This window comes from Streptomyces sp. NBC_01506 (assembly GCF_045040295.1).
Classification (GTDB): domain Bacteria; phylum Actinomycetota; class Actinomycetes; order Streptomycetales; family Streptomycetaceae; genus Streptomyces.
The window spans coordinates 4,278,039-4,291,563 of record NZ_CP109422.1; the positions used below are offsets into that span (position 1 = coordinate 4,278,039).

The 13,525-nt window shown below is 66.4% G+C and carries 9 protein-coding genes and 2 pseudogenes; 7 read left to right on the plus strand and 4 right to left on the minus strand.

Annotated features, from left to right (window positions below; genetic code table 11):
* Positions 1 to 399: 399 nt before the first annotated feature.
* From tsaD to OG329_RS18595, 3 genes and pseudogenes are all read left to right on the plus strand, one after another.
* Entirely contained in the window at positions 400 to 1,494 is a 1,095-nt protein-coding gene (tsaD, locus tag OG329_RS18585; RefSeq protein ID WP_405796493.1) for a tRNA (adenosine(37)-N6)-threonylcarbamoyltransferase complex transferase subunit TsaD, read from the plus strand.
* Positions 1,494 to 2,066 (plus strand): GNAT family N-acetyltransferase, encoded by a 573-nt coding sequence (locus tag OG329_RS18590; protein ID WP_405801901.1) that lies wholly within the window; start codon positions 1,494 to 1,496, stop codon positions 2,064 to 2,066. The genes tsaD and OG329_RS18590 overlap by 1 nt, the downstream gene beginning before the upstream one ends.
* A 96-nt stretch (positions 2,067 to 2,162) precedes the next feature.
* Positions 2,163 to 2,390 (plus strand): annotated as a pseudogene (locus OG329_RS18595) (MucR family transcriptional regulator); the annotation flags it as partial.
* Positions 2,391 to 2,534: 144 nt separating this feature from the next.
* Here OG329_RS18595 and OG329_RS18600 read toward each other — a convergent pair.
* Together OG329_RS18600 and OG329_RS18605 are read right to left on the minus strand one after the other, a co-directional pair.
* Entirely contained in the window at positions 2,535 to 2,879 is a 345-nt protein-coding gene (locus OG329_RS18600) for a hypothetical protein (protein ID WP_405802240.1), read from the minus strand.
* A 107-nt stretch (positions 2,880 to 2,986) separates the two neighbouring features.
* Positions 2,987 to 3,427: pseudogene (locus tag OG329_RS18605) on the minus strand (DUF317 domain-containing protein); the annotation flags it as partial.
* 230 nt (positions 3,428 to 3,657) lie between these two features.
* On the opposite strand from OG329_RS18605, the gene OG329_RS18610 reads away from it, so the two are divergent.
* The 4 genes from OG329_RS18610 (at position 3,658) to OG329_RS18625 (ending at position 10,656) form a co-directional block, all read left to right on the plus strand.
* Positions 3,658 to 4,395, plus strand: a complete 738-nt coding sequence (locus OG329_RS18610; RefSeq protein ID WP_405796495.1) for a hypothetical protein — start codon at positions 3,658 to 3,660, stop codon at positions 4,393 to 4,395.
* Positions 4,396 to 5,079: 684 nt separating this feature from the next.
* Positions 5,080 to 9,114 carry an AAA domain-containing protein gene (locus OG329_RS18615; RefSeq protein WP_405796497.1) on the plus strand — a complete coding sequence of 1,345 codons (4,035 nt, stop codon included), beginning with the start codon at positions 5,080 to 5,082 and terminating at the stop codon, positions 9,112 to 9,114.
* Complete coding sequence (locus tag OG329_RS18620) at positions 9,111 to 9,962, plus strand: hypothetical protein (protein WP_405796499.1); 852 nt, start codon at positions 9,111 to 9,113, stop codon at positions 9,960 to 9,962. Before OG329_RS18615 ends, OG329_RS18620 begins: the two co-directional genes overlap by 4 nt.
* Positions 9,963 to 10,170: 208 nt before the next feature.
* Positions 10,171 to 10,656, plus strand: coding sequence for a hypothetical protein (locus tag OG329_RS18625; RefSeq protein WP_405796501.1), 486 nt, complete (start codon positions 10,171 to 10,173; stop codon positions 10,654 to 10,656).
* 716 nt (positions 10,657 to 11,372) lie between these two features.
* Here OG329_RS18625 and OG329_RS18630 read toward each other — a convergent pair.
* A complete protein-coding gene (locus OG329_RS18630; RefSeq protein ID WP_405796503.1) occupies positions 11,373 to 12,914 on the minus strand; it encodes a flavin-containing monooxygenase in 1,542 nt (513 codons plus the stop codon).
* Positions 12,911 to 13,381, minus strand: a complete 471-nt coding sequence (locus OG329_RS18635) for a cupin domain-containing protein (RefSeq protein WP_405796504.1) — start codon at positions 13,379 to 13,381, stop codon at positions 12,911 to 12,913. The genes OG329_RS18630 and OG329_RS18635 overlap by 4 nt, the downstream gene beginning before the upstream one ends.
* Positions 13,382 to 13,525 lie beyond the last annotated feature (144 nt).

A 13,525-nucleotide genomic window follows, 5' to 3' on the forward strand; every position in this document is an offset into this window, starting at 1 on the left:
TCCAGCCCGGATCCGGGCTGCCGTCGACACTCGCCAGGACCCCGACTTCCTTCTCATCGCCTGCACCGCCCCTGCGGTCGAGGGCTCGACACCGTTATCGACCGGGTCAAGATGTGCGTGAACGCGGGCGGCCACGCGTTCTTCCCAAAGCGCTGGCAGACGTCCTTCGGCGCTCTCTCAGTTCTCCTTGCCGACATCGCTGCTGCCGAAGCCACCGACCGAAGAGAGCCGAACACCGTGAATCGGTCAGCGATCTCCCTGTGAGGCGGTTGCCCCGCATGCCGGGCGACCCTGCCAATCTGACGCCAGCCACGGGATGGCACGCCTGATCTCCGTCGACCACACCGCATCGGACCACCCGCCTCTATCCTTATTGCACATTGGTCGCAACTAGGAATGATGCGCAGGAAGGTCGGGTCTCTGGTGAAGGCTCCGGTGGTGCTCGGTATCGAGTCCTCGTGCGACGAGACCGGTGCGGGGCTGGTACGGGGCGGACGGCTGCTCGGGCACGCGCTCGCGTCGAGCATGGACGAGCACGCCAGGTTCGGGGGTGTCGTCCCGGAGATCGCGGCACGGGCCCATGTGCAGGCGCTGACCCCGGTGGTCCGGCAGGCACTCGCCGAGGCCGGGCTGGGTATGCGGGACATCGGCGCGGTCGCCGTCACGACCGGTCCGGGGCTGTCGGGCGCGCTCCAGGTGGGTCTGGCCGGTGCGAAGGCCCTGGCGTACGCCCTCGGTGTGCCGCTGTACGGAGTCCACCATCTGGCGGGGCACGTCGCGGCCGACACCCTGGTCCACGGGCCGCTCCCGGAACCGTGCATGGTGCTGATCGTCTCCGGCGGGCACACGTCCCTGCTCCTGGTGAGGGATCTGGCCCGCGATCCGGTCCTCCACCTGGGCGACACCCTCGACGACGCGGCCGGCGAATGCTTCGACAAGGCCGCCCGCCTCTTCGGTCTGCCGTATCCGGGCGGTCCGGCCATCGACAGGGCCGCGCGCGGCGGCGACCCCCGCGCAGTGCCGTTCCCGCGTCCGCTGACCGGACCGTGTGACGACCCGAACGCCTTCTCCTTCTCCGGGCTGAAGACGGCCGCCGCGCGCTGGGCGGAGCGGTACCGAGCCCGGGGCGAGGAGCTGCCGCTGGGCGACGGGGCCGCCTCGCTCCAGGAGGCCGTCGCGGACGTACTGACCCGCAAGGCCGTGGCCGCCTGCCGCGAACACGGGGCCGGCACCCTCGTCGTGGTGGGCGGGGTGGCCGCCAACTCACGGGTCCGCGCGCTGGCCGAGAAGCGGTGCGGGGCCGCCGGGATCACGCTGCGGGTGCCGCCGCTCGGGCTGTGCACCGACAACGGCGCGATGATCGCCGCGGTCGGCGATCTGCTGGTCCGCTCCGGAGCCGAGCCCGCGCCGCTCGACGTGTCCGTCGATCCCTCGGCACCGCTGGAGTACGCCGCGCTGCACCCCGTCGCCCGTACCGGCACCCGGGCCGCGTGATGAAACCGACGGTCCGGCGGGTGTCCGGCGCGCTCCTGCTGTCCCACGCGGCGGGGATACGGGCGGTGCACGCGGACGCGTTCGCGGCGCCGCCGTGGCACGAGGACGGCACACAGGCCGATCTGTACCTGGAGCGCCTGGCCGACGACGTACGCCGCCCCGGTTTCGTGGCGGCCCTGGCTTTCGACGGGGAGACCGTGCGGGGGTTCGCGACCGCCTGGACCACGCCACCGGTCTTCCCCGCCGGCCGCTGCTACCCCCAGGTCGCTGCGGCCCTCGGTCCCCGGCGCACGACCGAATGGCTGTGCGGGGGCCGGGAGGTGGACGAGCTGGCCGTCGCGTCGGCGGCCCACCGCTCCGGAACGGGCGCCGCCCTGCTGAAGACGGTCACCACCGACGCGCCCGATGGCCGCTGCTGGCTCCTCACCTCCGTACAGCCCGAGGGGCCCCTGCGCTTCTACCGGACGCACGGCTGGAGGCAGGCCACCCACCCGGCCCCCGACGGAACCGGCTACGCGGCGTTCCTGGGCCCCGGCCACCCCGCCCGTACCGAAGCCGCCACCTCCCTCTGAACCTCTCTGGAGCCCGTCTTCCGGCCGAGCGCCTGCCAGCCCTCCTCACCTCGCCGCACCCCCCAGACCTCGTACCGAACTCGAAGAAGAACAACCGTGAGCCGATCCGGCAGATCTCAGGATGTCGAACGTGGGGCCCGGCATCCCCACCACGGGCAGCTAATCCGCGATGAGGACACCGACACCGTCGTGTGCCACATCTGCGGACGCGCCTTCCGCTCGCTCGGTGCCCATGTACGCGTCCACCGGATGACCGCGGCCGAATTCCGCCAGGAGTTCGGACTGCTGCGGAGCAAACCACTGAGCGCCGTGTCACTTTCACACGAGCAGTCCCGCACGCACGTAGCGATCTACACGGCCTCCAAGGAAGCCCGGGGACACCTGTCGGCAGGCCAGGACATGGCCCGCTCCGGGGAACTGGCCCGCAGACGCAGGGAGGCAGATCGAGGAAGAACAGATCCCTCCCAGCTACGGCGGACCCAGCGGGACGCCCTCGCCGCCGGCCGTCGTACACGCGCCTCGACCGCGGACGCCCGGCTGACCGCTGCCCTGCGAGCCGGCGGCTTCGAGGGCCTCGGCCAGGCGCTGCACACGCTCTACGTCACCAGGCAGCACAGCATCGACGACACCGCACGCGCCCTCGACATCGGCCGCGGCCGAGTGCGGCGGCTGCTGACCGAGCACGGCATCACCATCCGGCACACCGAACATCACGTCCTGGCTGCGCGAACGGCAGAAGGAGGGCGCCACCCTCCAGGAGCTGGCAACAGCGACCGGACGCAGCATCCCCTGGGTGACGGCACGAACAGGCACCCGCGGTGCATTGCGCACAGACGCGGTTGGGGGGCAGGGCGGCGCCAACGGCAGGGAGGTTCAAAGGCCCTGACCCGTGTGCGCCGTGCCGGTGAGGGCTTGTGCGCCTATCCGGCCGGGGCCCGAAGGAGCCGGTCCCTCGTGCTCTCCGGCAGCACGTGGCGCAGGACCGGTGCGGTGGAGCTGAGGGAGGAGGTGAAGGCTGCGACGAGGTCGTGCGGTACGCCGGCGGAGAACGACGCGGCCCCCAAGTACGGTGCGCCGAGGGCGGGTTCGGCCCATGCCTGCCATCCGGCCGGGCCCGTATCGTCGGCTGCGAGGGTCAGGGCGTGCGGGTCACCGTCCTGGATGAGCGGCGGCACGTCTCCGAGGCTGAGGTAGGTGGTGAACATCGGGTCCGTCGCCCCGGTACGGGGATGGTCGACGTCCCGAAGCCAGCCGTGCGCGCTGACGGCGTCGAGGACCAGCTCGGGGCCGCCGAGCGGCACGGCGGGCTGGTCGCAGTTGTCGAGTGCGACGAGGAAGTCGGCCACGGTCTCCCCGGGGACGCAAACCTGGCACGACCGATGCGCCGTTCCGCCATCGTCCCGATTGCAGCCCTGGCATTACCAGCGCAACACCACCTACGTCTCAGAATTGACGCTTTCGCCAAACTCCTCCTGCTGCACGGAGTACGAAGGGATGCGAGAGCACCCCACCTCCTCTCAGGAGCACTTGTATGAGCGGTACCGCACCTTCCGCCGGCCCCACGTCCCTCTCAGCCGAAGCCTCGCAGAGCATGACTGCTTATGAGATCGACGAGGCGCTGTCCGCGCTGGCTCGCTGTTCAACTGTGCTGCTCCAGGAATGGGAAGCCGAGCAGCGGCGCATGGAGGAGTTGGACGCGCTCAACGAGCTCGGCATCGAACAGCGTGCTGGTCAACAGGGCGCGCGCTACAAAGCGGATCCCGTCCTGCTCTCAGTCCGTCTGCGATTGGCCAACAACAACGCGAAAGCCCATCGCACTGCCGCACGTGAGTACGTGTCCTGGTGGGTCGACGTAGCAACGATGGCCTGGAAGTCCGCGGTCCTTGGGACGCCGCTGCTCTACGCTCGCGTCGGTGCAGCGGCGCCGGACATCCTGATGACCGAGGAAGACCTGGTCGTCGTGCCTAAGGCGGATGACCACACACGCCAACTCGTGGAGTTCGGCGCATTCCTCGCCCCGCCGTTGCCCGATTCCACAGACGGTCACGACGACGACCATGCAGCTGCGACAGCCGATCTCGCAGCTAACTCTGGCCTACTCCTGCGTCGAGACGTGGCAGGTGAGGTGCATGTGGTGGACGACGAGTTCCCGGAAGCACGGCGACGTCGCCTCTGGGGCGGATTCTGGGTCGAGCACCGGATCCCTGCGATGCCCCAGCCGGATGAACTCGACTCTCTACTGGCCCGAACCCCGACAGAGGCTGCAAAGCGCCTGCGGGCTGCCGCCAGGGAGGTGATCAAGGCGGCGATGGCCGGAGTACGAATCTGAGTTGGACGACAGTGATACACCCTGGACAAGCACGGAGTCTGCCGAATTCGACAAGCTTTCCGACATGCTGGACCATCTGACAGCTCTCCTCGCGGCCTACGCACAAGCCATCACCGACTGCCTGCCTGCCGTAAGAGCCCGAGGGAAGATCCAGGGTGATATGCCCAGTATCAGCTGAACTTCTCAGCCCTTGGCCAGCCCTTCGGCCAATCACGGTCACTTCCGGTCAGAACACAGGGCAGCCAAAATCGACATACGCGCAGGTCAAGAGGCCATCACCCCTCCAGCACCCCGTGATTCCCAAGCTCTGAGCGCGAGTTGGATTCTCGTCACCCGCTCCACGACGAATCCTCATACTCAGTGGCACGGAGAGAGCTCAGCCCCACGTCCTCCGACAGGGCCGAGCATCCCGACCCCTTGTGGAGTTCGTACGCCGAAGTCTCCAGAAGTGTCTTCTGTGGCGCAGAAGTGCTCGGTGGGACCACCTGGCAAGCAAGGCAGATAGGCAAGCGGTCCCCTTCTGTCACTCCGTCCATAGGAACCTTCCCCCTAGCCCCATGCTTTGCCCTATGCTGGCATGTTCGCCGCCTGGGGGGCGGGCTCCGGTGGCGCCTGACCGGATCACGACACATGACCGGAGGGTGGCAAGTGGAAGGCACTGCCCGGCGCGCTCGCGTGGAGAGAATGAACGCTCAGGCTCAAGGATGGGCCGACGCTCTCATCGACTTCGGGCCTTACAACACGCTGTTGCACTTCAAGGACATCAAGGCTGCAACCCTGGATCTGACCAACACCTTGCCGGAGATTTTGAGTTCACTGCTGGCAGGTCGCAAGACGCGCCTTGGAAGCCTCTTCCCCGACTCGGCAGACCACAACGGTGCCTGCACCCGAGCCCGTGGTCTGCGTCGCAAGATCGTCGAGCTGGACGAGGAGCAGGGAATCGAAGCTGGGCGCCTGGCGCTCGGTCTGCTGCTCGTCGACTCACCATCCACACGTGGAACAACTCCGGTGCCGCCGCTGCGGGCACCCCTACTTCTGTATCCGCTGACAGTGCAACCCCGCACTGCCTCGGAGAACGACTTCGTCCTGCAGATAGAAGGGGACGCAGAGATCAACCCTGTTCTGCTGTACGCGCTCAGCCGCCAGTACGGCATGGACGGTGACATTGAGGATTTGGCCGAAAAGGCGACCGTCGCAATGGAGGAATGCTCCGATCCCGCTGATCAGATACGCGTGGTCTATGACATCCTCGCGCAAACACTGTCCCGCAGCCGGCTGACGGTCACATTAGAGGACCGTGTCGTAGCCGGGGCGTTCAGCTTCGACAGGCTACCCATGGTCAACGATCTGCGGTCTTCCGCACAGCTGCTGGCCGACCACCCGGTCATCGCCGCGCTGGCTGGTGACGGCGAGGCCACACGGGCTCTGCTGGAACATTCATCGTCGGGAGAACTCGCGGGAGCTGACGACATCAAGCCCCGTATGGAGTTTCTCGTTCATGATGCGGACGCTTCCCAGCAGCGCGCGATCAGTGCGGCCCTGGCTGGAGAACACCTAGTCATAGAAGGCCCCCCAGGAACGGGTAAGAGCCAGACTATCGCCAACCTCATAGCGGCGTTATCCGCCCAGGGGCGTCATGTGTTATTCGTCGCGGAAAAGCGAGCTGCTATCGAGGCAGTGACCGACCGCCTGGCCCGAGTCGATCTCAGCGGGCTGGTCTTCGATCTTCACGGAAACAAGCTGAACCGGCGCCAGATTGCTCAGCAACTGCAAGAGAGCCTGGAGCGCGCCGGGCAAGAGGTTCCACCGCAGCAGGACGAACTGCACGTACGTCTGGAACGTTTTCGCAGCCAGGCCCGCCGGCACGTGGACGAATTCCACCAACCGCGTGTCCCATGGCAGGTTAGTGCACACGACGCACTTACTCACCTGACAGGATGTCCTCCCGCCCACCACACGCGCCAGCGGCTGCGCGGCAGATTTCTGCGCCAACTGCACGGAGCCACATTGGCGCAGGCTGGACAGGATTTACGGTCGTACGTCGCGGGCCGTGGGCTGGCGATCCGGCGTGGCGAGTCCCCGTGGGCGCGCACCAGCGCCCGCAGCGTCGAGGAGCTTCGGCCTGTACTTGCCGAACTGGACCACTTGTCCGGCACGGCTTTCCACGACACTCGCCGCGAAATCGAATCTCTAGTGCACACCGCGGGCCTGCGTCCCGCGACCGATATCGCCGGCTGGCAGGAACTTCTCGGCCTCCTGCAGTCCGTCGCCGAGACCCTGGAAGACTTCACCCAGGATGTCTTCGGCCCTCATCTGGAGCGACTTGTGGCCGCAACCGCCGACCGTGCCTGGCGGAAGCGGAACGACCAGCATCTCGGCTGGTGGCAGCGACGTGGACTATTGAAGGTGGCGCGTGCGCTGCGCCGTGACGGACTGCGTGACCGCCGTGCCCTTCATACGGTGCTTGCGCGGGCAGTGGAACAGAGCACTCGTTGGCAATCGCTGTCGACCGATGGAAGCACCCCCTCAACCATCCCCGGCCTCTCCCAGGCGCTCGAACATTTCACCCAGCTGCGAGACCGCCTGACCGCGGTGGCTTTGTGCGCACGCCTCGACGGTTTGGAGGCCAAACCCACGGAAGAGGTCGCCCGGGTGATCCAACAGCTCGACAGCGACCGCGACACCCTCTTGCGCATGCCCGAGCTCAACCAGCTGACCGACCGGCTGGAGGCTGCAGGGCTGGGTCCGCTGTTGGATGACCTGGCCCACCAGGATGTCGAACCCGACACCGCCGTCGACATAATGCAGTTCGCCTGGTGGTCGTCGATTCTCGATGAGGCCAAACTTCAGTCCTCGTACGTACGGGCCTTCACGGGCCGGGAGCACGACCACATCGTGTCGGAGTTCCGACGCAACGACGCGGAGCACCTAGCCAGTAACGCCCAACGCGTCCGTTACCAGGTCGCCACCCGCCTGCGGAAGGTCCGTGACGCCCACCAGGACCAAAACACCGTGGTACGCACTCAAGCTCGGCGTAAAACGCGGCATTTGCCGCTGCGGAAGCTCGTCGAAAAAGCACCCAACGTACTGCTGGCGGCCAAGCCCTGTTGGGCGATGTCGCCATTGGTTGTCAGCCGCGTCCTGCCGGCGGAGCGCCTGTTCGATGTGGTGATCTTTGATGAGGCCAGCCAGATTCTGCCGCACGACGCGATCGCATCGATCATGCGGGGCCGGCAGGTCATCGTCGCCGGGGACCCTCATCAGCTACCTCCCAGCTCCTTCTTCACTCGCACACTCAGCGGAGCGGCAGACCAGAGGGAGGAGGATGACGATGAGAGCGAGGACACTCCGGGCATTTTCGAATCACTGCTGGACATGCTCAGCAGTCGCCTGCCGCAGGTCCATACTTTGCGATGGCACTACCGCAGCAGTGACGAACGACTGATCGCCTTCTCCAACCGAAACATCTACGAGGACCGGCTCGTCACCTTCCCCGGCACCACTGTCGACAGCCCCATCCGGCTGGAGACCGTCGACGGCCACGTCTCACCCGGTCAATCAGGCTCCGCACCTGCGGAAGTCGAGCGTGTGGTGAAACTGGCGCTCGATCACGCCGCCCTGCACCCCCATCTCAGCCTTGGCGTCATCACCATGGGACAGCGGCACGCCGACCGTATCGACCTCGCACTCCGCAAGGCACTGAACGACCACCCCGATCTCCAGAGCTTCTTCAGTCCTGACGCCGGCCCAGGCAAACGGTTCTTCATCAAGAACCTCGAACGGGTCCAGGGAGATGAACGCGATGCCATCATTCTCAGCATCGGCTACGCCAAAGCCGCCAGCGGGCGCCTTTCCATGCGATTCGGTCCGCTCAACAACGAAGGCGGTGAGCGTCGTCTGAACGTGGCCGTCACCAGGGCCCGCGAGTCCATGACGGTCGTCAGTTCCTTCTCTCACCACGACTTCGATCCCCGGGTCCTGAACACAGCAAGGAACCAAGGACCGGAACTGCTCCGCCGTTTCCTCGAATACTGTGCGCATCGCGGAGACCTGGAACGCTCTGGAAGGCAGCACAACGCCTATGAGCTGAACCCGTTCGAAAAGCAAGTCCTTGAAGCGCTGGAACACGCAGGTATCCCCGTGGTACCGCAATGGGGGGTATCGGACTACCGCATCGACTTCGCCCTCGCCCACCCGGAGCGCCCCGGCGAGATGCTCCTTGCTGTAGAAACCGACGGAGACCGCTACCACAGAGCGCCCAGCGCCCGCGACCGGGACCGGTTGCGCCAGGCACACCTGGAACGTCTCGGCTGGCGCTTTCACCGCATCTGGGCCTCCGACTGGTTCCATGGCCCACAGGCAGAAACCGTCCGCGTGCTCAAAGCCTGGGAAGAGGCTGTGAGCAAGATCGGTGATCCCGACAAGCACAGTGATGAACCGCCTGTCCCGGTAGCCTCGTCGCCGCCGGATGAAGCGATCAAACGGGGGCGCCGGCCCAACCTGCCCACCGGCTCGCGCATCACCGACTTCTCGGACGTGGACCTCGTCTCTCTCGCCCGCTGGCTCCTCAGTGACGGATACCAGCTTGATCGCGATACCCGCGTCTCACAGGCCATCGTTGAGCTTGGCTTCAAAAAACGTGGCCGCGTCATCGTCGAACGCCTCACTCGCTCCTTCGAACAAGCCCAGCAAGCAGCCGACAGGGAGTCCATCCGATGACACCGCCGCTCGACCCGCTGACAGTGGAGCGCATCACCCGGCTCATCGTCGACATCGACGGACCCTTCGAACGGCGCGGCTACCAGCTCGCCCAGCTCCTTGAACGCGCCGCGTGGCCAGAGGCCGAGGAATACGACGGTACGCCGCGCGTCGCCTGGCTGGCCGATCTCATCACCGGCGTGCTGAAGGACCACGCGGCCATCGGTCGGCTCTTATGCCGCATCTGCGACCCGCTCGAATATGACGACGGACTCGCTTCAGCCGACATCGTCCGCCAGGAACTCAACCAGATCCTCACCGCCGAGCACCTAGCGGTCACCTATGTGGCCGGGCGCCCCGTTCTCGGCGAAACTGCCGCCGACGGACACTCGATCTTCAGCGCACCTGACGACCTCGAAACCCGCATCCGCCCAATGGTCAGCGGCGAGGCGTTCCTGCAACAGTTGATGCAGCGAGTAACCGAGACTCGGATCTGCGAACAGCACGGCGCCTACGGCCTCGCTTTGATTGGAATCGGAAGCTTCACCGAAGCCTTGCTTCTCGACATCCTCACCCACCGAGACCCCGAACTCCTCCAGGGCATTCCGCTCCCCAACGGCACCAAAACCATCGCTCCAGAACGCGCCAGCTTCGCCCTTCTGCTCGATACAGCCAGGGCACGGGGCTGGATCCAGATGGACGCCCACGACTTTATGACGATCGTTCGCGAGTACCGGAACTTCGTTCACCTCCGTGCCCAGCAAGACCGTGGGGTCGTACCCGACCAGGACACCGTCAGACTGTGTTGGGGCCCTGTCCTCGCTGTCCTGAATGACCTCGAAACTAGTAACCCAGAGCCGCGAAAGTAGGCGGCAACCACGGTTCATTGCAGGCCCGTCCCAAGTCAGCCAACGACCCAAGCATCTCGAATGCCGTCCGACCGAACGATGACTCAGCAAAGGCGGATCGTTTCTCAGGGCTTCGAAAGGTGGGCACTTCAACGTGCTCGACAACAGCCCCCGCGCCGACCGTGACCACGGCAACTCCAGACATACCGAAGACACAAAAGGAGAACCCATGGCGGAGAAGGAAGCGGCGATCTGTACTCTGGCACAACTCACCGATCACTTGCATTGGGTACGGGAGTGGCCCGACAGGCCGACCTGGCGAGACCGGCTTCACCGATGGGCGTACCCCGAGTCCTACCGCTTCGACCCGAACGGCGGCCCGCCGAGACCCTGGATCGACCGGCCCGCCGGGCACTACGAGCGGACGGGATGGCGCATTCGAGCGGCCTACTTCGGATCCGAGCTGGCCTTCGAGGTCGAGTACGTGGTGTGCGACCAGTGCGAGATCGGCTGGGTGGAATCGCCCTACTCCTCCGAGGGCTACAAACGCTGCGGCCTCGCCTCAGCCGCTCTCCGGTCCCTACGTAGCGCGTACCCGGGACTCCATTGGCACACCGGAGGCGGTCATTTCCGCGAGTCCGAGCCCTTCTGGGATTCCGTTGGCATGGACATCCCTGGGGGCTACACCCAGCGGGACAGGTGCCATCACCTGTAACCGTGGCAAGCGGGCACCCAGATCCTGCGGCGGGACGGCCTGAGAGCTTAGGGGCATCGGCCATGATGCGATGTCGGCTCTGAGTCAGAGTGGCCGTCTTCTCCTTGGTTGCACTTCGGGTTGCATTCAGCGCGGTTCGGCGGCGTCCGGACGGCGCTGGACAGACTGCTCCACCACGGATAGGACGCCTTGCCCTTGAATCCACCGGACGGACATCTGGAAAGCGTGTTGGCGCGCGGGAGCGGACGGGACTCCGAATCCTTCGCGTGCGCACACGCCCCTGTGGCCATGGGCACGAAGCCCTTGTTCGTACCAGCCCAGGACCACTCGAGTTGCCTTCACAACAGACCCCTCGCAGGCCAGCCCCATCCCAGCCCCTTAGCTCGGCAGACCACGGTCAAAGACGGTCAATCAAACCGGCTCCAGCGCAGCTAGCAGTCCAAGTAACACCTGGCCAGAGCCCTGCGGTACTCCGGAGCGCCTGGATTCCCAAGCGCAGAGCGCGAGTTCGATTCTCGTCAGCCGCTCCACGACGAAGGCCCAAGTCAGCGGCTTGGGCCTCCTTTGTTGTCTGGACCATTTTTCGGCCGGGTGCCGTTCGCGTGCCATCGCGGCCCCTGCGACCAGGCCGAACGTTGCTGTCGGACCTCCTCGGGGGGCGCCCGACACTCCGTCGTCTCATTCAATGAGACGCAATAGCTGGAGACCCGCCGTCATCACGAAGCCGTCTCCGGTGTCCGGTCCTCCGTCGGGGGTTCGGCCCCCGTAGGGGTGCCGGGTGAGGTGAGGCGGGACAGGAGTGTTGGGGTTGCTCGGCGGTAGGCCGTCGGGTTGATCGGGGTCAGCCAGTGGGTCGCGCGGGTCAGGGGGTTGATGTTGAGGTCGAGGTCGTTCAGTACGTCGTCGGCATGGTGCATCGAGAACGGGATGATCTTCGTGCCCCGGCAGTGGTGCCGGTTTGTGGCGTCGTCCATGAAGGCGAGCTGGTCGACCACCGCCTGCCGGCGGGCCGCCGGGTCGGGTAGTGGGAGCAGGTCGCCGAGGTCGGCGGCGATCCACAGTGCCGCCAGTTCGGCGTTGAGCGGGCTGAAGAGGGAGGAGTTGTAGCCGTTGAAGTACAGCCCGGGTACGCCGAGGGGCAGGATCTGCCGGTAGAGCATGAAGTTGCCGCGCTCGTCGAGGAGTTGGTGTTGAACGTCCTCGGCGAGGAACGGTACGCCCTGGGTGAAGCCGGTGGCGCAGACCACGAGGTCGGCGGGCAGGGTCGTGCCGTCGTCGAGTTCCGCGCGGGGGCGGCCCGCGTCGGCGAACAGCCGGGTGATCGTACGGTCGCGGCGCACCGTGATCGCGTCTGCGGCGACCGCTTCGAAGAAGCCCTCGGTGCCGAGTCCGATCGCTCCCTGGATGATGTGCTCCATCCGCCCCTTCGGGACGAGGCCGTGTTTCTGAAGTCCGTACTGCCGCACGGAGACCGAGCCGATGGAGTTGAGCATCCGCCGGCGCAGGCCGTCGCCGGGTCCGTGCAGGAACCGTTCGACTCCCCGTAGCCGCCGGTAGCGGAACAGGGCCTCGCCCATGCGGGTCAGCAGCAGCATCTTGAAGTTGAGGAGGCCGCCGATCCTGCGCGGTACCTTCCAGAGCAACTGGCGTGCGACGACGTCGGTGCTCGTGGCGGTCCCGCTGATCGGGACGGCCACGTCGCACGCCGACTTGCCGTAACCCACCACGAGCACGTGCTTGTCGCGCGCCTCCGCCGCGTCGTGGAACGCGTTGGCGGCGCACAACCGGCCGCCGGCCGCGGTGAATTCGTCCCGTCCGGGATACGCGGGAACAGCCGGCTCGCAGAACACGCCGTTGGCGACGACGACCCGGTCGAAGGTCTCCGTGGACGGTTCACCCGCCCCGTCCGCGTCCCGTACGCCGACGGTCCAGCCGCCCTCGGTCGCCCGCACCCGGGTCACCTCGGTCCGCAGCCGCAGTCGGGCGTCCAGCTCGAAGTGCCGTGCGTAGGCGGCGAGATAGCCCTGCACCTGGGCCCCGCTCGGCCACTCGGGCAGTTCCTTCGGCATGGGGAAGTCCGACAGGGCGTACTGCGTCTTCGGGCTCTGCGTCGACAGACCGGGATAGCGCCGGGTCTCGCTCCACACACCCCCGACGTCCGGGGTCCGGTCGAAGACCAGGACCTCGTGGCCCGCCTGCTTGAGCACCTTGGCCGTGGCCAGTCCGGCGACACCGGCCCCTATGATCCCGATCCTCATAGCTCGGTGCCCCCGGGCGGCAGGTGCAGCACGATCCCGAAGTCGTCCATGATCGCCTTGATCCTGGAGATGTCCTTCGGTCCCGGCGGCATGGCGGCCAGGGCCTGGTAATACCCTTCGAGCCCGGCCGGCGACACCACGGAGATCACCCGTGACTCCTCCGCGTACGGATTGCGGAAGGCGTGCGGCACATCGCGGGGCAGATACATGTAGTCGCCGAATTCGAGGACGTAGTCCTGGGCCCCGAGCGTGACGTCCAGCCGGCCGGCGAGACAGATGAAGGACTCGTCCTCCCGGGTGTGCGTGTGGAGCGGTGGTCCGTCGGTCTCCGGGGGGATCGCGTACTCGAACAGCGAGTACGCGTCGTGCGTCGACTTGCCGTCCGTCTTCATCGTGATGCCCAGCCCGATCGCGGCGATCTTCGTGCCGTCGCGCGAGGGAAGCAGATAGCCACCGCCGAGGGTCATTCGTCGGCCTCCTTGGGAGTCGTTCGCGGAGCTGTTCGCGGAGCCGTCACACCGTCTGTCGACCGGTGTGGCCTGGCTCACAGCGTGCCGGGGCGTGGTCGATCCACCAAGCTCGCGTCCCGCTCACCGGGACAGCTTCCGCCG